We start from the raw sequence: 23,598 nt of genomic DNA, 5'->3' as shown, positions 1-23,598 counted from the left end.
GGCTCTCCTCCAAGGGTCCCGCCGGGCTCTCCTTCCGGCCCCCGCCCGGATGGGGCGCCCGGCGGCGTGACGGCTCCCGGACGCCTTCCCGACGCCCGGAGGAAAAGGCGTTCCCAAGCCTCGGTAATGGTCTAGTCCTTACTTGGTCCAGACCATTGACATGTCACCGACGAGATCGATATCCCCTTCCCAACGCCCTTGCGTCACACCGGAGTTGCCGGTGTGACGCCTGACAGCTGGGACAGACATGAGACGTTCACGATCCGTCCGCGCGCTGGTGACCGCGGCCGTCACCACGGTGGCGGCCGCAGGCATGGCCGTGCTGGGAGCCGGTTCCGCCGAGGCGGCGACCCCGCTGCCCGACCACGTCTTCGCCCCGTACTTCGAGTCCTGGACCGGCGAGAGCCCCGCGGACCTGGCCGCCGCGTCCGGCACGAAGCACCTGACCATGGCCTTCCTGCAGACCGCGACCCGAGGTTCCTGCACCCCCTACTGGAACGGTGACACCGGCCTGCCGATCTCCGCCGCCGGCTTCGGCGACGACATCCGCACCATCCAGGCCAGGGGCGGCGACGTCATCCCGTCGTTCGGCGGCTACACCGCCGACACCACCGGCACGGAGATCGCCGACAGCTGCACCGACGTCGACCAGATCGCCGCGGCCTACCAGAAGGTCGTCACGACCTACGACGTCACCCGGCTCGACATGGACATCGAGGTCGACGCGCTCGACAACACGGCCGGGATCGACCGGCGGAACAAGGCGATCAAGAAGCTCCAGGACTGGGCGGCGGCGAACGGCCGCACCCTGGAGATCTCCTACACCCTGCCGACGACCACCCGGGGCCTGGCCGACAGCGGTTACGCGCTGCTGCGGAACGCGGTGGCCAACGGGACGCGCGTCGACGTCGTGAACATCATGACGTTCGACTACTACGACAACGCCTCCCACGACATGGCCGACGACACGGAGACGGCCGCGCAGGGCCTTCACGACCAGCTCGCCCGGCTCTACCCGGGCAAGACGGACAGCCAGCTGTGGGGCATGGTCGGCGTCACCGAGATGCCCGGCGTCGACGACTTCGGCCCGGCCGAGACCTTCACCCTGGACAACGCCCGCCAGGTGTACGCCTGGGCGGTGGACAAGGGCATCGACACCCTGTCGTTCTGGGCGCTCCAGCGGGACAACGGCGGCTGCCCCGGCGGCCCCGCGGCCGACCACTGCTCCGGCATCGAACAGAACACCTGGGACTTCAGCCGGATCTTCGCCCCGTTCACCAGCGGGAGCGGGCAGCCGGCCGACGACTTCTCCGTGACGGCCGCACCGGCCGCCGGGACGGTCGCGGCGGGCGGCACGGCCACCGCCACGGTGAGGACCGCCGTGACCAGGGGCGAGGCGCAGGAGGTGAAGCTGACCGTCGGCGGGGCGCCGGCCGGTGTCACCGCGTCGCTCAGCCCCGCCACCGTCACGGCCGGGGGCACCTCGACACTGACTCTCGCCACCACCGGCGCGGTGGCGTCGGGCACCTACCGGATCACCGTCACCGGTGCCGGCGCGTCCGGGGCGCACACGGCGGACTACACCCTGACCGTCACCGGCGGGACCGGCGGCCGGTGCACGGCCGGCCCCTGGTCCGCCGGAACGGTCTACACCGGCGGCCAGCAGGTCTCGCACAAGGGCCACACCTGGAAGGCCAAGTGGTGGACGACGGGCGAGGAGCCCGGCACCACCGGCCAGTGGGGCGTCTGGCAGGACCTCGGCGCCTGCTGAGCCCCGGACGGCCGGCTCCCGGGGCCCGGGGCCCGGGTGCCGGTGTACGTGTGACGGCGTACGCAGGACGCCGCGGGCGGCGAGGTCCCCGGACCGCCCGCGGCACCCCGGAGCAGGGGCCCGGTTCAGCCGGACGTGACCGGGCCCCCGCCCAGTTCAGCCGGACGCGACCGGCCCCCCGCCCGGCGCGGTCCGCAGATAACGCGGCGCCCGCCAGGCGTCCAGCCGGCGCTCCACCGCGGCCCCCAGCGACAGCAGGGCCGCGTCCTGGCGGTCACCGGCCATCAGGAGCAGGCCGACGGGCAGTTCACCCACCCGCCCGGCGGGCACGGACAGCGACGGATAACCCGCCACGGCCGCCGGGGTGGACGAGGGGATCACGTCGTTGTCGCCCCGCGCGCAGTCCGTCGTCCAGGCCGGCGGGTTGGCGGGGGAGGCGATGGCGTCCAGGCCGTGGGCGGCCATGGTCTCGTCGACGGACCGCCGGGACAGATCGGTCAGCTCCGCGCGCATCGCCCGGTAGGCCGGGTCGGTGACCGGGGGCGCCGCGAGCGCCTGCTCGAACAGCTCCTGGCCGGCGAAGCAGGTCCGCTCGGCCGGGTGGGCGCGGTTGAACCGGATCAGTCCGGCGAGGTCGCGGGGCCCGTCGCGGGTCTCCAGATAGGCGTCGATGTCCCGGTGGAACTCGCTCAGCAGCGCCGGGAACTCCAGCTCCGCGAGCCGCTCCTGGTACGGCAGGGCCACCTCCACGACCTCGGCGCCCGCCCCGCGCAGCCTCTGCGCCGTACGGACCATCAGGGCGTCCACCTCCGGCCCCAGCGACGGGAGCCGCCACAGGCCGATCCGCTTCCCCCGCAGCCCTTCGGTCCCGGTGTGGGCGGACACCCCGGCGGGGCCGGTGCCGCTGAGCACCGCGAAGGTGAGCGCGGCGTCGGTCACGTTGCGGGCCATGGGGCCCGCGGTGTCCTGCTCGGCGGAGATCGGCACCACACCGGAGCCGCTGACCAGTCCCAGGCTCGGTTTGTGGCCGACGACACCGTTCATCCCCGCCGGACAGACGATCGAGCCGTCCGTCTCGGTGCCGACGGCCACCTGGGCCAGCGAGGCGGCGAGCGCCGCCGCCGACCCGGACGAGGAACCGCACGGGTTCCGGTCCAGCACGTACGGGTTGCGGGTCTGGCCCCCCACCGCGGACCAGCCCGATGTGGGCCTGGCGGCACGGAAGTTCGCCCACTCCGACATGTTGGTCTTGCCGAGTACCACCGCGCCCGCAGCCCGCAGCCTGGTCACCAGGGCGGCGTCTTCGGCCGGCGGCTTCCCGGCCAGCGCCAGCGATCCGGCCGTCGTCGCCAGGCCGCGGGTGCCGATGTTGTCCTTGAGCAGGACGGGGATTCCGTCGAGCGGCCCCCGGGTGGTGCCGCGCCGGTGCCGGAGATCGCTGGCGGCGGCCTGCCGCAGCGCCGTGGGGTCGGTGCGCAGGACGGCGCCGATCGCCGGGTCGACGGCCTCGATGCGCCGCAGGTACGCCCGGGTCAGCGCCGACGAGGTCAGCGCCCCGCGGTCCATGCGCGCCTGTAACTCCGGGATGGTCACCGTGCCGAGGTCCACGCCCAGGACGCGGGACGAGCGGACGGACGGCGGCAGGGCGCCGCCATGCCCCTCGGCGGCCTCGGCGCTCTCGTGGGGCGCGCTCAGCAGGAGGGGCGTCACGGCCAGGGCGGCGGCCAGTGCCGCGATGCTTCTTCTGTTCATGGGGCCAGGGCACTACAGGCCCCGGCCCGGGCGCAAGGGCGGGCCGGGGGAGTCCGCGGGCCTGCCGGGATCCGTGTCCGGTACCTCCTCCGGCGCGGAGCCCGCCACCTGGAGGGGAACTTCGCCGCGCGCGTTGCGCGAACGCCGAAGAATGGCCGGATCTTGCCCCAATCCGGCCGGAGAACCGGTCTAGACCAATTGTGGTGAGGGCTCCTATCGTCGACTCCGCGATCACACGCGGCCCGGCCGGCACCCCACCCGGTCCGGGCGGCGTGTGTCGTCCCGGCCGGCTCCGCCCTGCCCGCGTCGAGCCCGCCTTCGCGCCGCACCTGCTGATGGGAACCGCTTGTGACCGACATCGTGGTGGTACTCAGGGCCGAGGACGCCGTCCTCGACTTCCTCTCCGTACTCACCCCGCCCCCGCCCGGGGACGACAGCGCCCGCCCCGGCGGCGACGCCGCTCCGGACGATCCGCCCGAGGTGCACGTACTGCTCGCCGACCGGGGCGAGCACCTCCTCATGCCGCCCGCGATGCCCCTGGCCGAACGCCTCGCCCTGCTCGCCGGCCAGGTGCGGGAAGCCGACGAGAGCGCCGCGTCGCCCGGACCCGGCGCGCTCGGCGACGCCCTCGCACGGGCCGCGGCCGGGCGGCCCGTCCGGGTCTGGACGCACTCGCCCGCCGACAACCGCCGCAGCCGGGGCCGCGTCGGCCACGACCTCGCCACCGCCCTGGACACCGCGCCCCCCGCCGGGGGCGCCACCGTGTGGCACGCCGTCGGCTACTCGCCCTACCTCCAGTTCGTCAGCGAACTGGACCGCCCCCTGGGCCGCGGCCCCGTCGCGGCCAAGCTGGACTTCGTCAACCGCCACGCCCGGCACCTGCTGGAATCCGACTCGCCGCAGCACCTGGTCGAAACCGGCCGGGTGCCCACCACCGAGCGCTACTTCACGGCCGGACCCGGCGAACGGCTCCGGCTGTTCGCCCTGCTCGCCAGCCTCGACGACGAGGCCGCCGCGGTACCCGACCCCTGGGAGTTCGCCTCCTCCCCGTACGAGACCGAGCGGCTGGACGCCACCACCGCCTGGATCGCCCGGTTCCGCGACCCCGGCGCCGGCCCCCTGGTCGAGGTCGGCGCCTGCGAAGGGGCCCTCACCGGCCGGCTCGCCGGCAAGGGCTACACCGTCGAGGCCACCGAACCCAACCCCGTCTTCCGTACCCGGCTGGCCGAGGGGCCCGGCAGCGTGGACACCGTACGTGTCCACCCCCAGGGCCTCGAAGAGCTCGCCCGCGCACCGCGCCTGACGGGATCGGCCTACCTGCTGATCGAGATGCTCTACTACGGACAGGACCCGGAGCTGCTCACCGCGCTCCCCGCCGACCTGGTCTTCGTCGCCCTGGAACCCGAGGCGCTGGACACCTCGCTGCGCCCCTGGCTGGCCGCCTCGCCCCACTGGGAGCAGATCGACGAGACCGTGCTGGTACGCCCCGCCCTGGAGACCGTCTGCGGCGGCCGGGCCCACCTCCGCAAGCGCGGCAGCACCGGAGTCCTCCTGCGCCGCAGGCCCCCCGCCGCGTGAGCGGCCCGGCCCGGCACCCCCACCGCGCGCCGCACGTCCCCACCGGAGCACCCCATGACCCCCGACCACGGCCACTGCGTCGGACTCGGCCACCACTGCGAGTCGACCCATCAGATCCGGCGGATCACCGCGGACCCCCGCGCCCACTACTTCGACTGGCTCGACCTCCCGCTCCCCGCCGTCGTCGAGGCCCTCGGCACCGGATTCCGGGACGTCCTGGGGCCCGGACGGTGCGAACCCTTCGACGACGGCTCCTGTGTGCTCGACCGGGGCTCCGACATCCGCTTCTACCACGAGTTCCGGGCCGAAGCCGGTGACGGACGCCTGACCCAGGCCGACGTGGACCGTCAACTCCCTTCGGTACGAGAAAAGTTCCTCCACCTCGCCGAACGCTGGCGGACCATGACCGCATCCGGCGCCCGGGTGCTGTACGTCCACCACGACGCCTTCGACCAGGCGGGCGCGGACGATCTGCGCCGCCTCCACACCGCCCTCGGGCAGCAGGACGCGGGGCACCGCTTCGACCTCCTGTGGCTGCGCCGCACACCGCCCTCCCCCGAGGAGGCGGCCCTGCTGCCGGACTCCGTCGCCTGGGACACCGTCCCGCACGTCCCCGGGCACTGGCAGGGGGACGACGCCGCCTGGGACCGCGCACTCGCCTCCCGCCTCCACCGCCCCGGCTGAGAGCTCCGGGCGGAAGGGGCGCCCGGCTCGCGCCCGCGGACCTCCCTTCCGCCCGGAGCCCCGGGACCGGCGGCCCCCGCCGGCTCCCCGATTCCGCCACCCCCGACCCGAAGGACCCGAACGACCTTGTCTCCCCGCCCTGTTGCCCGTACCGTCGTCCTCTCACCGCACTACGACGACGCGGCGCTCTCCCTCGCCGGGCTCCTGCCCGACCTCCCCGGCCCCGTCGACGTCGTCACCGTCCACGGCGGCGCGCCCGCCCCCGACGCCCCCGTCTCCTGGTGGGACGCCCAGTGCGGCTTCTCCTCCGCGGCCGAGGCCCACCGCGAACGCCGCGCCGAGGACGCCGCCTCCTGCGCCCTGCTGGGCGTCGGGCAGACCGTGCTCGACCACCCCGACGGCCCGTACGCGCCCGAGGGCGCCACCCTCCACCACCTGGAGGCGCTGCTGCGCGAACTGCCGCCCGACACCCTGGTCCTGGCCCCCCTCGGCACCAACCAGCCCGACCACGAGGCCGTACGCCGCCTCGCCGTCGACGTCCTCGCCGAACAGGGCGCGCCGCCGCCCTGGGTGTACGCCGACCTCCCCTACACCGGACACCTGCCCGAATGGGGCACGCCTGAGGCGGACCAGGCGCTGACCCGCGACCCCGACTACGGAACCGCCTACCAGGGCCTGCTGACCACCCATCAGCTCACCGTCCGGCACACCCTGACCCTGGACGACACCCGCTGGGCGGCGAAACGCGCCGCCGTACTCCGCCACGGCTCCCAGCTCGCCCCGCTCGCCGCCGACCACGGCAACTTCCTCGCCCGCACCGGGCCGCTGCGCACCGAGACGATCTGGTCCCTGGAGAGCCGCCCGGCCGGCCAGGAACCCCCGGCCCCCCGGCCCGCCCCCGGCACGGGCCTTGAGGCCCCCGCATGCTGACCCCCCACGCCCCCGCACCCCGCCGGCCCGTCGTCCTGCGGGCGACGGGCCTGGTCAAGGAGTACCGCCGGGGACGAGCGGTCGACGGCATCGACCTCACCCTGCACGCCGGCGAACGCCTCGGACTGCTCGGCCCCAACGGCGCGGGCAAGACCACGACGCTCCTCATGTGCCTCGGAGCCGTCGAGCCCGACGCCGGCCGGGTGGAGATCCTCGGCCACCGCCTGCCCCGCCACCGCGCCGAAGCCATGCGCGGCCTCGGATTCGTCGCGGGGTACCTGCCGCTGCCGGACCGGATCAGGGTCCGCGAGTACCTGCGCCTCTACGCCGACCTGTACGGCCTGCGGGAGCCGCGCGCCGCCGTCGACGCGGCCCTCGAACGCTTCGGCATCGGACACATCGCGGCCGCCATCGGAACCGAACTGTCCAGCGGGCAGCGGACGCTGGTGGGCATCGCCAAGGCCGCGCTGCACCACCCCAGGGTGATGGTCCTCGACGAGCCCACCGCGTCGCTCGACCCCGACATCGCCCTGCGGGTACGTACCGCCCTGCTCGCGCTCTGCGAGGAACAGGGCACGGCGCTCCTGGTCACCAGCCACGACATGGTGGAGGTGGAACGGCTCTGCGAACGGGTCGTCTTCCTGCACGCCGGACGCATCGCCGCCGACGGCACCCCCGGAGCCGTCGCCGAACGCTTCGGCCGGCAGGACCTGGAAGGCGTGTTCCTGCACCTCGCCGAAGAACGCGACCGTGAGAGGAACGCCACCGCATGACATCCGCAAGCACCCCCGCCCCGGCACCGCCCGCCCCCGCCGGCCCGGCCCTGCGGTCCCCCGCCCAGGCGTCCGTCCACCGGATGCTGGCGATCGCCCGCCGGCAGTGGCTCGTCCTCCGGCGCAGCCCGCACCGGTTCTTCGACGTGCTGGTCTGGCCGCTCGTGGACACCCTGCTCTACGGCTCCATCGGCCTGTTCGCCGCGCAGGCGGCCGAGAAGGCGGGCGGCGCACCGGACGCGACGGCCGCCTTCACCGTCTACCTGCTCGGCGGAACCGTCCTGTGGCACCTGGTCCACCAGACCCAGATCTCCCTGGCCACCGGCTTCCTGGAGGAGACCTGGTCCCGGAACATCCTGGGACTGCTCGCCACCCCGATGCGTGACTGGGAGTACCTCGCGGGCGTCGGGCTGTTCGCCCTCGTACGCACCGCCGCCAGCACCCTCGCCGTCGCCGTGCTCGCCTACGCCGCCTACGCCTTCGACGTCACCGCCCTGGGCATCGGACTGATCCCCGTCGCCGCCCTGCTGCTCGTCTGCGGCTGGTCGGTGGCGCTGCTGGTCGTCGGCCTCGTACTGCGCTACGGCAGCGGGGCCGAAGCGCTCGTCTGGGGCGCCCTGTCCGTGGTGATGCCGCTCTCCGGGGTCTTCTACCCGGTCTCCACCCTGCCCGCGGTCCTGCGTCCGGTCGCCGAACTCCTGCCCACCACCCACGCGTTCGCCGCGGGACGCGAACTGGCCGCCGGCCACGCGATCCCCTGGGGGCAGCTCGGCGCCGCCACGGCCGGGACCCTGGTACTGCTGGCCGTCAGCCTCTTCGCCCTCTCCCGGATGCTCCGCGTCTTCCGCCGCAGGGGGCTGGTCACCCGCTACTCCTGAGCCCGCCGCCCAAAGGACCCGCCCGGGACCCCCTTCCGTCCTAGGACCGGTGACCGGGCGGAACTCCGCCCGGTCCTGGGCCCCGGGCCCGATCCGCTTCGCGTACCTCCCTCCTAGCGTGCCGTCCATGGACAGGACAGACACCCTCGACGAGGCGCTGGAGCGCCTGCACGGCCACGGGCCCGAGCGGCTCGGACGGCTCACCAACCACGCCCCGATGGCCGTCGAGGCGCTCGCCGCCCGGGGCCACGGCGGAGCGCTGCACCGCTGGATCGACCGTTACGCCCCCCGGCTGGAGGACTTCCCCCGGACCGTCGAACGCATCACCGACGCGAACCGGCGGGCCGCCCTGGGCGATCCGCGCCGGGCCGGCGACTGGATCGGGTACTTCCGCCGCGAACTCGCCGAGCACCCCTGGCGGGAGGTGCTCGCCCGGTGGTGGCCCCGGCTCCTGCCGGGCATGTACGGGGGGTCGACACACCCCGTGATCCGGGTCGGCCACGCCGTACGCACCCTGACGTCCGGGGAGGAGACCGCACCGCGCCTGACCGAACTCGCGCACGGCCTCGGCTACTGGGCCGCCCGCCACCACCCCCTGGGAGAACTCCGCGGACTGCCCGGCGCCGAACGCGCCGCGGACGCGCTCGAGGCGGTGGAACCGGTCGACGCCCCGGAGGGCGGTTTCCCCGCACGGCTCGGCCGGGTCACCGCCCTGCCCGTGTGGCCCGCCACGGTCACCGGCCCCCGGGACGCACACCGTCTGCTCACCGAACTGGTCGCGGCGGCCACCCACCGGTACACCACCCACGGCCACGGCGACGCGGTCATGCTCGTCCACGCGGCCACCGCCCCCAACGCGGTCCTGCGCACCCTGCCCGCCCTGCCGGACACCCTGTGGATCCCCAGCCTGCACGCCGCCTGGGCGGCCTCCGCCGCGGTGACCGCGATGTACGCCCCCGGCGCCCCCGCCCCCTGCCCCCCGCCCCCCACCGCCCTCACCTGGGAGGAGGCCGTCGAACTCGCCGTGGCCCACGGCGACGAACACGTCCTCAAGTTCACCGACACGGCCCGCGACGTCGGCGACGGACAGGCCCTCACGGCGGCCCTGCGCGCCGTCGAACTCGGCGAACCGCTGGAATGACCCGCCCTTGAGTCTCCAGTGACTGGAGGGTGCAGGGTGGAGCCATGGACGGTACGAGCCTTTATCCGATCGGTGAACTCGCACGGCGCACCGGTGTGCCGGTGCGGACCATTCGCTTCTACTCCGACGAGGGGGTGCTCGTACCGGCCGGCCGGAGCCCCGCCGGCTACCGGCTCTACGACCTCGACGCCCTCCTCCGGCTGGAACTCGTCCGTACCCTGCGCGAACTCGGCATGGACCTCGCCACGGTGCGCCGCGTGCTGGACCGCACGCTCACCGTGGCCCGGGCCGCGGCCGTGCACGCGGACGCCGTGGACATACAGATCCGGACGCTGAGGATGCGCCGGAGCGTTCTGCGAGCGGTGGCCGCACGCGGATCAGGACCCGAGGAGACCACACTGATGCACCGCTTCACCCAGCTGTCCGGCGAGGAACGCAGGCGCCTGGTCGAGGAGTTCACCGACGCCGCGTTCGCCGGGACCGGCGCGGACCCGGCCGTCCGCGACATGGTCCGCGCCGCCGCCCCCGAACTCCCCGACGACCCCACCGGCGACCAGATCGCCGCCTGGGTGGAACTCGCCGGGCTCCTCGGCGACGAGGACTTCCGCCGGTGCATGAGCGGCACCACGGCGTCCTCGGCCGGCGGGGCCCCGCTCGCCGTGGAGACCGGGGCCGGCGAGGAACTCACGGCGTACGCCCGGCAGCGGGTCACCGAGGCGCGTGAGGCGGGCCACGGCCCGCACAGCCCGCAGGGCGCGCTCCTCGCCGACGACCTGGTGCGCCGGTTCGCCCTGGCGTACAGCCGTGAACCGGGCGCGGAGTTCCGCCGGTGGATGGCCGCGGAGTACCGGGCCGCGGTCGTCGATCCCCGGGTGGAGCGCTACTGGGAACTGGTCTGGGTGGTCAACGGCTGGCAGGTGCTCCCCTCTCTGGCCCCCGTGCACCCGTGGCTGGCCGCGGCGCTGGAGGGCGCGCCGGTCAGCTGAGCGTGGCGAACACGATGAGGTTGTCCACGGGATGGCCCTCGGCGTCGAAGGCGCCGTCACAGGTGACCAGCCGGAGCACGGGGGCGGGGGAGGGGCCGTAGACCTCCTGGCTGGGGAAGGCGTCCTTGCGTACGGTCCGGGTCGAGTCCACCGTGAAGCGGGCCTCCTCGCCCGTCGCGCCGGTCACCGTGATCTCCGCACCCTCGGCGATGTCCTTCAGGTCGTGGAAGACGGCCCGTCCGAAGCGTGTGTCGTTGTGCCCGATGAGGACCGCCGCCCCCGGTTCGCCGGGCACCGCCCCGCCCGTGTACCAGCCCGCCGTCATGCCCCGCTCGGCGGGCGGCACCTCCACCGTGCCGTCCTTGTTGAGGCCCAGCCGCATCAGCGCGCTGTCGATCCCCAGGGACGGCACCCTGAGGCGGGCCGGAGCCGGCGCCTCGGACGCTTCGGCGGGCCGCGCGGCGGGCGACGACGAGGAGGAGCCGGTGGACGGCCCGGGCGTACCGGTCCCGGCGCAGCCGGCGACGGTGACGAGCACCAGACCGGCGGCCGCCGCGGAGAGGACCGCGCGGGAGAACGGGTACGGGACGAGGGACATGGGGACTCCGGTACGTCGGACGGGCGGGAAGGGGGCCCGGCGGGGCGGGCACGGGGACGGCGCCGCCCCGCACGCGGAGCGGCGCCGTCGTGAGGGTCAGCCCTCGCGCCGGGCGGCGGAGCGGCGGCGCAGCACGAAGGTGCCCGCACCCGCCAGCAGGGCCGCGCCCGCCGCGGAGCCGTACAGCGCGGTCGTCCCGGACCGTTCGGCCGGACGCTCACCGGCGTCCACACCGCCGCGCGGCACGGTGCCCGCCGGGACGGACACCGACGGTTCCGGGACCGCGGTCGGCTCGGACGGCGCGGTCGGCTCGGCCGGTTCGGGCGCGGGGGCCGGGGTGGCATCGCCGTCGGCGGCGGGCGCCGGGGCGGGCGAACCGTCGGCGACGGCCGCGGTCGCCGGGAACAGCACCGCACCGGCCGCGACGGCGGCGAGGAGTGCGGTGCGCAGGGTCGGACGCAGGGACATGGATGACTCCGATTCCCGCCCGGCGTCGGTGTTCTCCGCGCGATCGCACGCGTCGGGTGCCGGGCGTGCCCCCACCCTGGTACGGAGTTGTGAGAAACCTGTCAGGACGCCGTGTCCGTCGCATCAGGGCCGGCGGCCGGCAGCCGCAGGGTGAAGACCGACCCCTCTCCCACCGTGGAGGCCACCCCGGTCGTCCCGCCGTGCGCCTCGACCAGCTTGCGGACGATGGCGAGCCCCAGCCCGCTGCCCCCGGTGCGGCGGTTACGGGACTTCTCGGCGCGCCAGAACCGGTCGAAGACGTGAGGAAGGTCCTCGGGCGCGATACCGCTCCCGGTGTCGGCGACCTCCACCACCACCGTCTCCCCGGCGGCGCGGGCGCGCAGCGTCACACGCCCGCCCTCCGGGGTGTGCCGTACGGCGTTCGACACCAGGTTCCCGACCGCCTGGCGCAGCCGGACCGGGTCCGCGACGAGCACGGGCGGCAAGGCCCCCTCCGGCGCGCCGGCCACGGCCAGGCGGACCCCCGCCTCCTCGGCCCGCGCCTGATGGGCCGCCGCGACCTGGGCCAGCAGCTCCCGGATCCGCACCGGGCCGGGATGCAGCCGCAGGGCCCCGGCGTCGGCCGCCGACAGGTCCTGGAGGTCGTCGATGATGTGCTGCAACTGCACCGCCTCCTCCAGCAGTGAGGAGACGAACGCCGCGTCGGGATCGGCGACACCGTCCTGGGCGCCCTCCAGCCAGCCCCTGATGTTGCTCAACGGCGTACGCAGTTCGTGCGCGACGTCGCTGACCATCACCTTGCGCTGTTCCTCCAGCCGGGCGCGGTGCGCCGCCATGTCGTTGAAGGCGGTGGCCAGCCGGCCGATCTCGTTGTCCCCCGCCACCTCGACCCGCTCGACGCCCTCGCCGTCCCGCATCCGCTGCGCCGCCCCCGTCAGCGCGTGCAGCGGACGCACCAGCCTGACCCCCGCGAGGACCGACGCGCCGACGGTGAGGGCGAGGACGAGGGCCGCGACCCCGATGATCTTCGCGGTGTTGGCGGTGGACAGCTCGAACCCGGGTACCGTCCCGCCGCCCGGGTCGGTGATGAACAGCAGTGCGGGCGAGGCGACATGGGAGCTGAGCTGCTCCTGGCGGGCGATGCCGACACAGGAGGCGATGTCCCGGTCGACCTCGCTGTCACCGGGGGAGGCGGTGGGGGCGGGCGTGGGCAGGGCGTCCACGGGAACGCTGACACTCGGCTGGGGGACCGGCCCCGGGAACGGCGGCTCGGCGGGGGCGGGCGAGGGGAAGGACACACCCGAGTCCCACGACAGGTCGAGACCGAGCCGTACCGCCTCGCGCCCCTGCCGGTCCAGGCACGCGTCGACCAGGTCGTTGAGCGCGGCCAGCGCCTCCCGCTCCGTCGCGGTGGCACGGTCCAGGTCGTCCGTCGGGCAGCTGCTGCTCCGCAGCCGGTCGGGATCGTTGCCGACGACCTGGACCCGCGGCCGCCCGCTCGGACCCTCGACGACGTCCGACGCGATCCCGGACAGGCCCAGGCACCGCACGGCCTCCTCTGCGGCGCGCCGCAGAAAGGCGCGTTCCGCCTCGGGCAGCCGGAACGGTCCCACGGCCCGGGGGTCGATCCGGTCACCGCCCACGAGGGAGGCCCCACCGATGCCGGCGGTCCCGGACTCGGAGGCCAGCGCGGTCACGGACAGCGGGTCCACGACCGCCGAGGCCTGCGGAGGCAGCGCCGGGGGAGTGTCCGAGGCCCCGGCGGAGTCGGCGATGACCCGCCGGTCCCGCGTCGTGAGGGTGATCCGGCGGTCCGAGGCGCCGGCCAGTTCCCGGACGGTCGCACCGACACCGTCCCAGGCGGGGTGCGTCGCCGCGTAACCGAGCAGGGTGTCCAGGACCCGGGTGTCGGCGGTGAGGTTGCGGCCCTGTTCCTGCTCGATCGCACCGGACGTGGTCTGCACGGCCAGCCAGGCGGTGGCGGCCACCGAACAGGACGCGACGAGCGCGGCCACGGCCAGCAGCCGCCCCAGCAGGCTCCTGCGCAGCGGCAGCCGCCGCCGGACCTCCGAGGCGTCCCGCCCCCGCCCGCCCCCGCGGGCACCGGCGGACCCGTCAGGCCCGGCGCCGGGATCAGCGGGCGTGCGCACGTGAGGCGTCCTTCGCCGGGTCCACCAGCTTGTAACCGACGCCGAAGACGGTCAGCAGCCGGACCGGCCGGCGGGGAGCCCGCTCGATCTTCTTGCGGAGGTTCATGATGTGCACATCGACGGTGCGACTGCTGATGTACCGGTCGAACCCGTGCAGTTCCGCGAGGAGCTGCTCCCTGGTGAAGACCCGCCCGGGCTCGGCCGCCATCGCCGCCAGCAGCCGGAACTCACCCGGGGTGCACTCGACCCGCAGCCCCTCGACCGCCACCTCGTGGCGGGGCGGATCGACGGTGAGGGACCCCACCCGCAGGGTCCGGCCGCCACCGCCCTCCCCGCCCCCCGGTGCGCCGCGTCCCGCCCCGCGCCGGGTGCGCCGCAGCAACGTACGCACCCGCGCCATGAGTTCACGCGGGCTGTACGGCTTGGTCATGTAGTCGTCGGCGCCCAGGTCGAGACCGAGCAGCAGATCGTCCTCCGTGGTCCGGGCGGTCAGCATGAGGACCGCCGGCTCCCGCCCCTCGGCGCGCAGGACGCGCACCACGTCCAGCCCGTCGGCCTTCGGCATCATCACATCCAGGACGATGAGGTCCGGCGCCCCCTGGCGGGCCACCTCCAGAGCGCTCAGGCCGTCGGCGACCACCGTCACCGTGTGCCCTTCGCGTTCGAGGTACCGGCGTATCAGCTCGGCCTGCTTCTCGTCGTCTTCGGCGACCATCACGTGTGCGCACACCCGGACGATCGTAGAGGAGCCCGCGTCCGGCTCCTTCCGCAGGCGGGGCGCGGGATCAGGGGCCGGCGTGCACCTGGCACGCCCAGAGGCCCGGGGTCAGCGGATAGGTGTCGCGCAGTCCGCGTACGGCGGTGTGCAGCGCCTCGGCCGTCCGGCCGGCGTCCAGCCCGCCGCCGGCCGTCCCCAGGGCCTCGTACACCGACCGGGCCACCGCCGCGCCGATCGTGTCGTCCACATGCCACAGCGCACCGACCACGTGGGGGAAACCGGCGATCTGCAGGGCGCTGACCATGTGCACGGCCTCGTCGGCGAGTCCGGGACTGGTACGCAGGGTGTCGCAGGCGGAGAGGTAGGCGAGCCGGGCCGACGGGAGCCGCAGCCGGGCGATGTCCCGGACGGTCAGCGGGCGTTCGGCGTGGTCGTGCAGGACGAGCCGGCTGCGGGAGGGCTGTTCGAGATCGCCCAGGGCGTGGCAGGCGAAGTGCGCGTACGCGTGGCGGGGCAGAGCGGCGAGGACGGCGGCGCGGGTCGCGGACGCACCGGTCAGCGCCGTCGGCGCGGGCAGCAGACGGGCGACGTGCTCGGCCTCACCGAGCACCCCGGACAGCGGCGGGAGACCGGGCGTCCCGCCGAGGGCGACGACGAGTGCCCCGGAACGGCCGGCCGGGCGGGCGACCCGCTGTCTGGAGTGGTGCAGGGCCCGCAGGGTCGGGGTGTAGGAGGAGACCACATGGTCCAGTGCGCCGGGCCCGCCGTCGGCGGGGGCCGCCGCGTGCAGCGGCAGGGTGCCCAGGGCCCCGGCGGGTACCCACCACATCCGCGGCCAGGGCCCGGTGGACCGGGCCGGGACGGACAGACGGCCGAGGACCGGCCCGGTGGCCGACCGCCACAGCCACGCCAGTGTCTCCCGCACCACCTGCTGGGCCTGCCTGGACCGCCGCAGGGACACCCCCGGCGAATCCGTCGTGAGCAACGCCTCCCGGAACGCCTGCCCGCGCACCGACACCGTGTGCGGATCGAGCTCCGGGAGCGGCACCACCTCGACGGAACGCCCGGTGACGACCAGCGCGTCACTGCCGTACGAGGAGACGTTGACCAGGACCACCGGACCCCGCGCGGCGGTCGCGAACAGCTCCCGCTCGTGCCACTCCCGTACCGGACGCAGCAGGCCGAGCCCGGGGTGTTCGGCACGGATCCGGGCGGTGAGCTCCCGCCACTCGGCGGCCAGCCGCTGGCGCCGGTCGGCGCGCGCCCCGGCTGTCCGGGTCCGGGCCGCGGGGCCGTCCGCCCCCGTGGGCTCGTCACTCATCTCCTCGAAGGTCCCGGTCGCCGAGTCGAGGGCCCCGCGGAGTTCCTCGAAACGGTCCGCGAGGGCCGGGTCGGCCTCCCGGAGCCGGGACAGATCGCTGTCGGCGTCGAAGGCGTGCGACAGCAGCACACCCCTGGCCTGTTCGAGGAGCCCCACGGCCAGCACGGGCTGCCCGCAGCGGACCGCGGCCGCGGCCGCCACGGCCCCGAGCCCCACGGTCCGGCCCAGCAGGAACTCCTGGTCGTCGCGGACCAGATGGCGGGGCGCGACGGAGTGCAGCAGGTCGACCGCGGTCACATACCCTTCCAGAGCCCGGTCCCAGACCCCGAGCTCCGCCCAGACATCGCCCCACGACCGGGCGGAGTCCAGACGTTCGAAGGGCGGGCACTGCTCCTCCAGGGCGGCGGCACGGTACAGCCCGGCCGCCTCCACGAGGTCGGCACGCCTTCCCCGGCGGACCCCGCGGCCCTGTACGCACCGGGCGAGGTTCGACAGCCGCAGCGCCCGCTTCGCATGACCGGGCGGGGTGAGGCCGACGGCCCGGCCGAACAGGGCGATCGCCTCGTCGAGGAGCGACGGGGACACCGGGAAACCGGGGGCCGCCATACGGGCGGAGGCGGCCACCACCAGGGCGCCGGGCAGATCGGGGGCGTCCTCGGGCAGCGCCGCGACCACCGCGTCGGCCAGCCTGCGCGCCTCCCGGGCGTCCCTGGCCCGGCCCTTCCCCCCGTGGCGGACCAGGAGCGCCATGGCCAGGTTGAGACGGCGGGGCGTGAAGCGCGGGGAGTCCGCCGGAGTCAGGGCGAGCGCCTCCCTGAAGAGGCCGACCGCCTCGTCCAGTTCCGCTCCCGGGTCGGCCGCCCTGGACTGACCGGTCATCAGGCCGATGGCCGTCGAAGCGAGCAGGGTCGCCCGGTGCGCGGTCCCCGCGCCGGGCAGTTCCGCGGCCCGGCGCCGGCACTCCCGCGCCTCCCGCAGGTCCTCGCCGTCCTCCGTCAGCCGGTGGCGCAGGCCCAACGCCGTGCCGAGGTTGAGGAGCCGCACCCCGAGCATCTCGTGCCCCGGCACGGTGAGCGCCACGGACTCCCGGAGGAAACGGACCGCCTCGTTCAGCTCCTCGGCGTCCCCCGTGCGCTGGTAACCGGTGCTCAGCACCGTGCCCAGATCGTCCAGGGCCACCGGCCGTTCGGGGTGCCCGGCGGGCAGGAGACGCACGGCCCGCCGCAGCAGCCGCAGCGCCTCGGTGAGATCGGCGCTGTTGCCCTCGGGATCGAGAAGGTACCGGGCGTGCCGGGCCATCGCCTCGGGAAGCAGCCGCGTCGCGGCGCGGGGGGACGGGCCGGAGGTCTCCGCGGACAGGGCGGCGGCCGTGGACAGATGGGCGACCGCCGCGTCCAGGTCGGCCGGGTCACCGGACAGCGGGAAACGGGCCCGCAGGGCGTTGCCCAGGACGACGGCGAGACCGGCGCGCTCCTGCGGATCCCGGGCGGCGGCCGACGCCCCGGTCAGGACCCCGACCGCCTCGTGCAGATCCTCCGGCCGCCCGGTGCGCTGATGGCGCAGGGTCAGCCCCACCGCCAGATCCAGAGCCGCCGCCGCGGGCCCCCGGGGATCCCCGGGCGCCGCCTCGCGGAACAGGGCGACCACCTCGTCGCACTCCTCGGGCGTACTGCCCTCCCGCAGCCGCAGCGCCAGCAGCGCCCTGCCCAGGGCATTGCGGCAGGAGGGCAGCAGGGGGCTGTGCGCGGGCAGCCGGCCCAGCACCTCCCGGGCGGTACCGACCGCCTCGTAGAGGTCCTCGGGATCGTGCGACCACCGGTAGCGGTCCAGGAAACGGCCGCCCAGATCGCTGAGCAGCGACAGCTGGTCGGCGGACCCGTCCGGGAGGCGCTTGAGCGCACGGAGGGTCAGCCTCAGTGCCGCGTCACGGTCCACACCGAGAGCCGGTTCGTGCTCGGCCGCGAGGAACAGCGCGAGGGCGAGATCGGAGATCCGCGTCCCGTACGCCGGATCGTTCCCGGAACTGCTCAGGACGGCCAGCCGGCCCGATCCGACCGCCATGCTCAGCATCACCTCCCGTGTGGGCGCCACGGCGCGCACCTGCTCTGCGGCCCGGTGCAGCAGGAGGAACTCCTCGGAGGCGCCCGGCGGGGGCCGCTGCTCCCCGCCCCGGACCGCGATCACCGCCGCGGCGCACTGCGCGGACCACTCGGGCGGACCGTCGGCGTGCGCCGGGTCCGGCAGGCTCGCGGGGTCCGCGAGCGCGTAGGACCCGGCCAGCTCCGGGGGGACCGCCTCCGGATCGGCCACCCACACCGGGAAGAGCAGCGTCCCGGCCATGGCCCCGTGGACGCGTGCCGCCGGGCCGGAACAGGCCTGCGCGCGGGCGACACACAGCCAGCCGGCCGCATGCCGGGCCTCCAGATCGACGGTGGCGTCGGACGCGCGGAGCAGACCCGACAGTTCGGCGTCCGCCCGGGGGCCGGTCACCACGTCACCGGACACCTTCCCGTCCGCGTCCCAGGCGGACGCCAGCCGCGTCCGGAGCGCTTCCAGAAACCGGTCCCGGTCGCTCCTCACCCCGCTGCCCCCGCTCGCCCGAACACATGGTTACCGCGCCCAACTACCTTACGATGTTGCACACTTGTGCCATGACCGTATCGCCTGATCCGTCCGTGACGGCTCACCGGACAGCGGCGCTGTGCTCCCTGCTCGGCTCCCCGGAAGACCTGCGGCACCCCGGCGTCCGGGAGAACGCGGAACGCGCGCGTGACCTGGTGCGCGGCGGTGCCGGTGCCGACGAACTCACCGAGTGCTTCGGGGTCCTGGACCACGTGCTGCGCCAGGCCGGTGCCGCGGGAGGACTGCTCAACGCCTCCCGGGGAGCCACGGCCCGTGGTGTCGCCGCCCACATCAAGGTGGCCGTGTGCCCGGGGCCCGTGCCCTGCAACCGCCTCGAACGCGCCCGCGACCTGCTGCCCGCCCCGCTCTGCGCGGTCCACGGCGCACGCATGCGCAAGAGCAGGCTGGGCCCCGGCCGGTGACCGCGCCCGCCCCCCGGACCCCGTGAACCCGCTCCTCGCCACCCTGGGCGGCAAACTCACCGAACGCTGGCTGAACCTGCTGATCCTTCCCGGCGCGCTGTTCCTCGCGGCCGCCGCGGTGGGAACCACCCTGGGGCACCGCCACTGGCACGACGCCGACCGGCTGCGCGCCACTCTCGACGAACTGGCCGCCCGCCCCGCGCTCGACCGGACCGGCACCGCCGCGCTCCTGGTCGCGCTCGTCCTGCTCACCGCCGCGGCGGCCTCACTGGCCGCGCAGTTCCTCGGCGGCGGGTTCGAGCGCTACTGGCTGCGCTTCGGCCGCGACCCGCTCGCCCACGCCCTCACCGCCCGGCGTGCCCGGCGGTGGAGGGCGAGGGACGCCCGGGTCGAGGACGCCCTCGCACGACTGGGCCCCACCGGCAGCGGACCGAACGGCACCGTGACGGTCCCGAGGAGCACCTGGGACCGGATCCAGGCCCTCGTGGAGGCCCGGGACCGCATCGCGCTCCGCGAACCCGCCCGCCCCACCTGGTACGGCGACCGCATGCAGACGGCGGCCGACCGCGTGGAGGACGCCTACGGCGCCGACCTCGCCGCCCTGTGGCCGAGACTCTGGCTGATCCTCCCCGAATCCGCCGAACGGCAGATCCGCTCCGCCCACGACTCCTTCGCGGCGGCGGGCCGCCTCGCGGCCTGGGCCGCGGGCTACGCCCTGCTCGCCTGCTGGTGGTGGCCGGCCGCCCCGGTCGCCGTCTGCTGCGGGGCGGTGGCCCGCTCCCGCGCCCGGACCGCCCTGGACACGCTCGCCCACCTCATCGAGGCCGCCGTCGACGTACACGGGCGGGAACTCGCCGGCCGGGCCGGCCTGATCGCCCCGGACACGGACGCGGAGCCGCTGAGCCGTGGCACGGGGGAGCGGATGTCGGAACTCTTCCGGAAGGCCGGCTGAACCCGTCCGGCCACGGGGCGGCCGGTCCGGCCGTGGAACAGCCGGTCCGACCACGGGGGACGGACCGCCCTTCCACGGCTCCGACGGCGCGTCCGGCGCCACCGCGCCCCGCCGTTCGGGCAGGGTGGCTCCCGGCACGGCCGCCCCCGCCGCCGGACCGCCGGTCACTTCGGCGGTCCCGGCGGTTCTGGCCGTTCCGACTGTTTCCGCCGTGCTGCCGAGGAGCGGCCATGTACGAGTGCCGGGCCCCGGGCCCACGACCGGTGGCCGCGACCACGGCCACCACGTCCGCCGTGGCCACCACGGCCACCGAGGCTGCCACCACCACGGCCACCGCGTCCGCCACGGCCACCGCGTCCGCCACGGCCACCGCGTCCGCCACGGCCGCCCGGCCGCCCGGCGGACCGGCGCCACGGCTCCTGCCCTGGCTCGTGGCGGTGGCCCTGCTCTCGGTCATCGTCCAACTCGCCGTGGTCGTACCGGGGTCGGGGCTCTCCTGGGACGAAGTCGTCTACGTCAGCCAGGCCGGCGGCAACGCCCCGCCGGCCTTCTTCAGCGCGCCCAGGGCCCGTGGCACCTCCTACCTGGTCGCGCCGGTGGCCGCCCTCAGCGCCTCCACGGCCGTTCTGCGGGTCTACCTCGCCCTCCTCTCGGCCGGCGCGCTCGTCGGCGCCCTGTGGGTCTGGCGCACCCTGCTGCCCACCCCGGTCCTGGTCTGCGCGGGCGCGTTGTCCGCCACGCTGTGGCCGGCCCTGTTCTACGGCTCGATGGCCATGCCGAACCTCTGGTGCGCCCTCGGGGCACTGGCCGCCACCGGATGGGTCGCGCGCGGGGTGCTCCGGGGCGCGGGGCGCGCGGAACTGCTCGGTTCCGGGGCGGCGCTGGCCGGCGTCGTACTGATGCGCCCGGCCGACGGGGTGTGGCTGGCACTGCCGTTGCTGCTGATCGCGGTGCGACGGCCGAAGGTGCTGGCCGCGCTGGCGGTGGGACTGCTGGCGGGGGCGGCGCCCTGGGTCGTGGAGGCGTTCGCGCACCACGGCGGTCCGGTGGCGCGGCTCCACCGCGCCAGTGAGATCCAGGGCGGACTGGGCTGGGCCGTCGCCGTGGACGACCAGCTGAAGGCGCTGGAGGGGCGCACCCTGTGCCGGCCCTGCGACATCCCCTGGAAACACCCCGGCACAGCCGTCTGGTGGGTGGCCCTGCCGGTCCTGACCGCCGCGGGGGTGGTACTCGCGCGGCGGGCCGGCCGGAGGCCGGTTGCCGTGACGGCGACCGTCACAGCGGTGTCACTGGCGGTCCCGTACCTCTTCCTGATCGAGTACGCGGCACCGCGCTTCCTCCTCCCCGCGTACGCCGTGCTGGCCGTGCCCGCCGCCGAGTGCCTGGTCCACCTGTGGGCGAGGGCGCGCCGGGGCGCCGGCCGGCCGTGGCGCACCCTCGCGCTCGCCGCCGTCCTCGCCGCGCACCTCGCCGTGCAGCTCCAGGTCCTCAGCCGGGTCTCCGCCAGCAGCCACTCGACCAGTGCCGACCACGCGGCCGTCGCCGCCGCCCTCCACCGCGCCGGTGTGCGCCCGCCGTGCGTGGTCAGCGGCGAACAGGCCGTACCCATCGCCTACTACGCCGGATGCGCCTCACGGCAGACCGCCGGCCACGACGCCGTCGTCTCGCCCGCCGCCCTGAAGGACACCGCCCGCCGGATTCCGACCGCCGTCCTCGTCACCGACGGGGACCCGCCGGCCCACGCCCGTGCGGGACGGCCCGTCTTCCTGGCGCACACCCGCGGCGCCGGGCCGTACAGCGGCTACCTGCTCACACCGGCGGACCCCTCCCCGGCCCGGACGCTGCCGTAGACCCGCGACGGCCCGGCCCCGCACACGGACCGTCCGCGGGGGCCGGGCCGGGTCGGACGGGCCCTAACCCCGGCCGGTGGTCCGCAGCCGGATACGGCGCGCCGCTTCCTCCCCGCCCGGTATCCGGGCCAGTTCCTCGTCCACGAGCAGGGCTTCCTTCTCCTTCCCGAGGGCGTGGAGCTCCTCGCGGCAGGCGTGGAGCGCCCAGGCCAGCAGCCCCTGGCGCCTCGGCTCGGTGGCGTCCATCCGCCGGGCCGCGTCGGCGGCCTCGGTGACGACCGCCAGACGCGTGCCCGGGTCCCGCGGGTTCACGTCGCCGTACTCCAGCAACGCCTGGGCCAGGCGCGGCAGATACACCGCCGGACTCACCCGGGTGAGCACCCGGTAGGCGTCGATCTCCTCATGGACATTGATCGTCCCGGATCCCAGCAGCAGGGTCCGGGCCCGCAGTACCGCGTCATGACCGACGTGCTCCACGTGATTCATGACGGCGATTCTGTGAGGTGCCGGGGTACGCCAACAAGGCTTGTACGACGTGCTGTTCGTCCTACGAAAATGCCGCCTGACCTGTCATGATGGGTGTGTCATCACTCTTCCGGCCGGGACGGCGAGGACACCCGGACGCCGCGTCGGGGCCCCTGCTCCCGGGTATCGGGCGGGCGGCGGTCCCGTGGGCCGGGTACACCGGTACCGGCATATGGCCGCGCGGGGTGCCGGGAAAGGGGAGACTCTTCCGGTCCACCGGTCCTGACGGTGCGACCGACCAGTTCGCCGAGCGGGCCACCGCCCCGGAAACGGAGCACGCGTGAGAACACTGCACATCGCGTCACTGATCGTGTCGGCGCTCGGATCCGGGCTGATGGCGGGGCTGTTCGCCGGGTTCGCCTACGCGGTGATGCCCGGCCTGGCCCGTTTTGACGACCACACCTTCGTCCAGGCCATGCGCCACATCAACGGCGCGATCATCAACGCCTGGTTCCTCGTACCGTTCCTGCTCCCGCTGCCCCTCCTCGTCCTGGCGGCCGTTCTCTCCGCGACGGATGAGGACCGGGCGGGCCTTCTCCCGGTCACCGCGGCTCTGGTGCTGTACGGCGCGGCGTTCCTGGTCACCGGTGTCCGCAACGTCCCGCTCAACGACGCACTCGCCAAGGTGCCGTCCGACGCCGACGCCCAGGGGCTGCGGGCCGCGCGTACGGCGTTCGAGGAGAGCTGGGTCCGGTGGAACACGGTCCGGGCCGTGCTCCACGCCGGGGCGTTCGGCTGCCTGCTCCAGGCACTGTTCGGATGGGGCGGATGACACCGCTCCGGCGGGGCGGACGACAGGTGACGGGCGGCAGGGGGCGGGAAGCGGATACCGGAGGGCGGGAAGCGGGCGCCGGAGGGCGGGGAGCGGACGCCAGGGGGCAGGGAGCGGGAGAGCGCCCTTCCGCTCCCCGGGCCGCCGTGACCGGCGGCCCGGGGGGTCCGGCGGCGGGGCGGGCGAACACCACCAGCCGGAGCAGTGCGAACCGCCCGACACCGGCGAGCGCCGAGGCCGACAGATAGACACCCTGCTCGACCGCCGCCGAAGGAGCGGAGTGGGCCGCGTGCAGGACCAGCAGCGCGCCGGTGGTGAAGACGTAACTGACCGCCACGGTCAGCCCCGACTGGAGATGCACACGCCAGCCCCGGCGCGCACTGCGGAAGGAGATCCGGCTGTGGAGTTCGGTCGCGATCACCGTGGAGACCACGGTCACCAGGATGTTGGCGACCACCATCGGCATCGGTCCGCTCAGCAGCATCAACGCGCCGCCGGCGGCCAGCCCCACCCCGCCGCCGCACACCACGAACCGCAGGAAGGCGGCGACCGCCGAAGGGGCGGCCACGGTCGTCGGCCCGGCAGGGGCGGTGCCGGTACCGGCGACCGTGTGCGGTCGCCGGTCGGACCGGTGTGGCGCGGGGACGGTCACGGGTTCCTCCGGTCAAAACAGGGGCGGGGACGGTGATGCCATCCCACCCCGGAAC

The 23,598-nt window shown here is 75.1% G+C and carries 19 protein-coding genes; 12 read left to right on the top strand and 7 right to left on the bottom strand.

Going from position 1 to position 23,598, the window contains the following annotated elements:
• The first annotated feature begins 247 nt into the window (after positions 1–247).
• Positions 248–1,771 (top strand): chitinase, encoded by a 1,524-nt coding sequence (locus tag CP967_RS03475; RefSeq protein ID WP_150486506.1) that lies wholly within the window; start codon positions 248–250, stop codon positions 1,769–1,771.
• A 156-nt stretch (positions 1,772–1,927) separates the two neighbouring features.
• Here CP967_RS03475 and CP967_RS03470 read toward each other — a convergent pair whose 3' ends face one another.
• Positions 1,928–3,523: an amidase family protein gene (locus tag CP967_RS03470; RefSeq protein ID WP_150486505.1), complete on the bottom strand. Its 1,596-nt coding sequence runs from the start codon at positions 3,521–3,523 to the stop codon at positions 1,928–1,930.
• Positions 3,524–3,871: 348 nt separating this feature from the next.
• Here CP967_RS03470 and CP967_RS03465 point away from each other — a divergent pair, with 348 nt between their 5' ends.
• The 7 genes from CP967_RS03465 (at position 3,872) to CP967_RS03435 (ending at position 10,493) form a co-directional block, all read left to right on the top strand.
• Complete coding sequence (locus CP967_RS03465; protein WP_150486504.1) at positions 3,872–5,101, top strand: class I SAM-dependent methyltransferase; 1,230 nt, start codon at positions 3,872–3,874, stop codon at positions 5,099–5,101.
• Between the two features lie 54 nt (positions 5,102–5,155).
• Positions 5,156–5,785 (top strand): DUF1796 family putative cysteine peptidase, encoded by a 630-nt coding sequence (locus CP967_RS03460; RefSeq protein WP_150486503.1) that lies wholly within the window; start codon positions 5,156–5,158, stop codon positions 5,783–5,785.
• Between the two features lie 126 nt (positions 5,786–5,911).
• Positions 5,912–6,715 (top strand): PIG-L deacetylase family protein, encoded by an 804-nt coding sequence (locus CP967_RS03455; RefSeq protein ID WP_150486502.1) that lies wholly within the window; start codon positions 5,912–5,914, stop codon positions 6,713–6,715.
• A complete protein-coding gene (locus CP967_RS03450; protein WP_150486501.1) occupies positions 6,709–7,488 on the top strand; it encodes an ABC transporter ATP-binding protein in 780 nt (259 codons plus the stop codon). Before CP967_RS03455 ends, CP967_RS03450 begins: the two co-directional genes overlap by 7 nt.
• On the top strand, positions 7,485–8,366 hold the full coding sequence (locus CP967_RS03445) for an ABC transporter permease (RefSeq protein ID WP_150486500.1): 882 nt from the start codon (positions 7,485–7,487) through the stop codon (positions 8,364–8,366). Before CP967_RS03450 ends, CP967_RS03445 begins: the two co-directional genes overlap by 4 nt.
• Before the next feature lie 127 nt (positions 8,367–8,493).
• Entirely contained in the window at positions 8,494–9,507 is a 1,014-nt protein-coding gene (locus CP967_RS03440) for a questin oxidase family protein (RefSeq protein ID WP_150486499.1), read from the top strand.
• 44 nt (positions 9,508–9,551) lie between these two features.
• The gene (locus CP967_RS03435) at positions 9,552–10,493 is read left to right on the top strand and encodes a MerR family transcriptional regulator (protein ID WP_150486498.1); all 942 of its coding nucleotides are present in this window, start codon (positions 9,552–9,554) and stop codon (positions 10,491–10,493) included.
• On the opposite strand, the gene CP967_RS03430 is transcribed toward CP967_RS03435, so the two are convergent.
• The 5 genes from CP967_RS03430 to CP967_RS03410 form a co-directional block, all read right to left on the bottom strand.
• Positions 10,486–11,091 (bottom strand): class F sortase, encoded by a 606-nt coding sequence (locus CP967_RS03430; protein WP_150486497.1) that lies wholly within the window; start codon positions 11,089–11,091, stop codon positions 10,486–10,488. The two genes, CP967_RS03435 and CP967_RS03430, sit on opposite strands and share 8 nt — an antisense overlap.
• A 96-nt stretch (positions 11,092–11,187) precedes the next feature.
• A complete protein-coding gene (locus CP967_RS03425; RefSeq protein ID WP_150486496.1) occupies positions 11,188–11,559 on the bottom strand; it encodes a hypothetical protein in 372 nt (123 codons plus the stop codon).
• A gap of 101 nt (positions 11,560–11,660) precedes the next feature.
• Entirely contained in the window at positions 11,661–13,607 is a 1,947-nt protein-coding gene (locus CP967_RS03420) for a sensor histidine kinase (protein WP_150491679.1), read from the bottom strand.
• Positions 13,608–13,692: 85 nt separating this feature from the next.
• A complete protein-coding gene (locus tag CP967_RS03415) occupies positions 13,693–14,427 on the bottom strand; it encodes a response regulator transcription factor (RefSeq protein WP_150491678.1) in 735 nt (244 codons plus the stop codon).
• A 67-nt stretch (positions 14,428–14,494) separates the two neighbouring features.
• Complete coding sequence (locus CP967_RS03410; protein WP_150486495.1) at positions 14,495–18,328, bottom strand: CHAT domain-containing protein; 3,834 nt, start codon at positions 18,326–18,328, stop codon at positions 14,495–14,497.
• Positions 18,329–18,399: 71 nt separating this feature from the next.
• Between CP967_RS03410 and CP967_RS03405 the strand changes: the two genes are divergently transcribed.
• From CP967_RS03405 to CP967_RS03395, 3 genes are all read left to right on the top strand, one after another.
• The gene (locus CP967_RS03405) at positions 18,400–18,792 is read left to right on the top strand and encodes a hypothetical protein (protein ID WP_150486494.1); all 393 of its coding nucleotides are present in this window, start codon (positions 18,400–18,402) and stop codon (positions 18,790–18,792) included.
• A 22-nt stretch (positions 18,793–18,814) separates the two neighbouring features.
• Entirely contained in the window at positions 18,815–19,744 is a 930-nt protein-coding gene (locus tag CP967_RS03400) for a hypothetical protein (RefSeq protein ID WP_150486493.1), read from the top strand.
• 230 nt (positions 19,745–19,974) lie between these two features.
• Complete coding sequence (locus CP967_RS03395; protein WP_268253042.1) at positions 19,975–21,594, top strand: hypothetical protein; 1,620 nt, start codon at positions 19,975–19,977, stop codon at positions 21,592–21,594.
• A gap of 63 nt (positions 21,595–21,657) precedes the next feature.
• Here CP967_RS03395 and CP967_RS03390 read toward each other — a convergent pair whose 3' ends face one another.
• Positions 21,658–22,080: a hypothetical protein gene (locus CP967_RS03390; RefSeq protein ID WP_150486492.1), complete on the bottom strand. Its 423-nt coding sequence runs from the start codon at positions 22,078–22,080 to the stop codon at positions 21,658–21,660.
• 319 nt (positions 22,081–22,399) lie between these two features.
• On the opposite strand from CP967_RS03390, the gene CP967_RS03385 reads away from it, so the two are divergent.
• Positions 22,400–22,891, top strand: coding sequence for an anthrone oxygenase family protein (locus CP967_RS03385; protein WP_229888522.1), 492 nt, complete (start codon positions 22,400–22,402; stop codon positions 22,889–22,891).
• Positions 22,892–23,598: the final 707 nt, after the last annotated feature.

It is taken from the genome of Streptomyces nitrosporeus, from assembly GCF_008704555.1.
Classification (GTDB): domain Bacteria; phylum Actinomycetota; class Actinomycetes; order Streptomycetales; family Streptomycetaceae; genus Streptomyces; species Streptomyces nitrosporeus.
Note: the sequence above shows the minus strand (reverse complement) of the source record. Positions and strands in the feature narration are given on the sequence as shown.

Excerpts from the sequence above, each read along its gene's own strand:
- CP967_RS03475 (WP_150486506.1), top strand. The coding sequence starts at position 248 with ATGAGACGTTCACGATCCGTCCGCGCGCTGGTGACCGCGGCCGTCACC.
- CP967_RS03470 (WP_150486505.1), bottom strand. The coding sequence starts at position 3,523 with ATGAACAGAAGAAGCATCGCGGCACTGGCCGCCGCCCTGGCCGTGACG.
- CP967_RS03460 (WP_150486503.1), top strand. The coding sequence starts at position 5,156 with ATGACCCCCGACCACGGCCACTGCGTCGGACTCGGCCACCACTGCGAG.
- CP967_RS03450 (WP_150486501.1), top strand. The coding sequence starts at position 6,709 with ATGCTGACCCCCCACGCCCCCGCACCCCGCCGGCCCGTCGTCCTGCGG.
- CP967_RS03445 (WP_150486500.1), top strand. The coding sequence starts at position 7,485 with ATGACATCCGCAAGCACCCCCGCCCCGGCACCGCCCGCCCCCGCCGGC.
- CP967_RS03440 (WP_150486499.1), top strand. The coding sequence starts at position 8,494 with ATGGACAGGACAGACACCCTCGACGAGGCGCTGGAGCGCCTGCACGGC.
- CP967_RS03435 (WP_150486498.1), top strand. The coding sequence starts at position 9,552 with ATGGACGGTACGAGCCTTTATCCGATCGGTGAACTCGCACGGCGCACC.
- CP967_RS03430 (WP_150486497.1), bottom strand. The coding sequence starts at position 11,091 with ATGTCCCTCGTCCCGTACCCGTTCTCCCGCGCGGTCCTCTCCGCGGCG.
- CP967_RS03425 (WP_150486496.1), bottom strand. The coding sequence starts at position 11,559 with ATGTCCCTGCGTCCGACCCTGCGCACCGCACTCCTCGCCGCCGTCGCG.
- CP967_RS03405 (WP_150486494.1), top strand. The coding sequence starts at position 18,400 with ATGACCGTATCGCCTGATCCGTCCGTGACGGCTCACCGGACAGCGGCG.
- CP967_RS03395 (WP_268253042.1), top strand. The coding sequence starts at position 19,975 with ATGTACGAGTGCCGGGCCCCGGGCCCACGACCGGTGGCCGCGACCACG.
- CP967_RS03390 (WP_150486492.1), bottom strand. The coding sequence starts at position 22,080 with ATGAATCACGTGGAGCACGTCGGTCATGACGCGGTACTGCGGGCCCGG.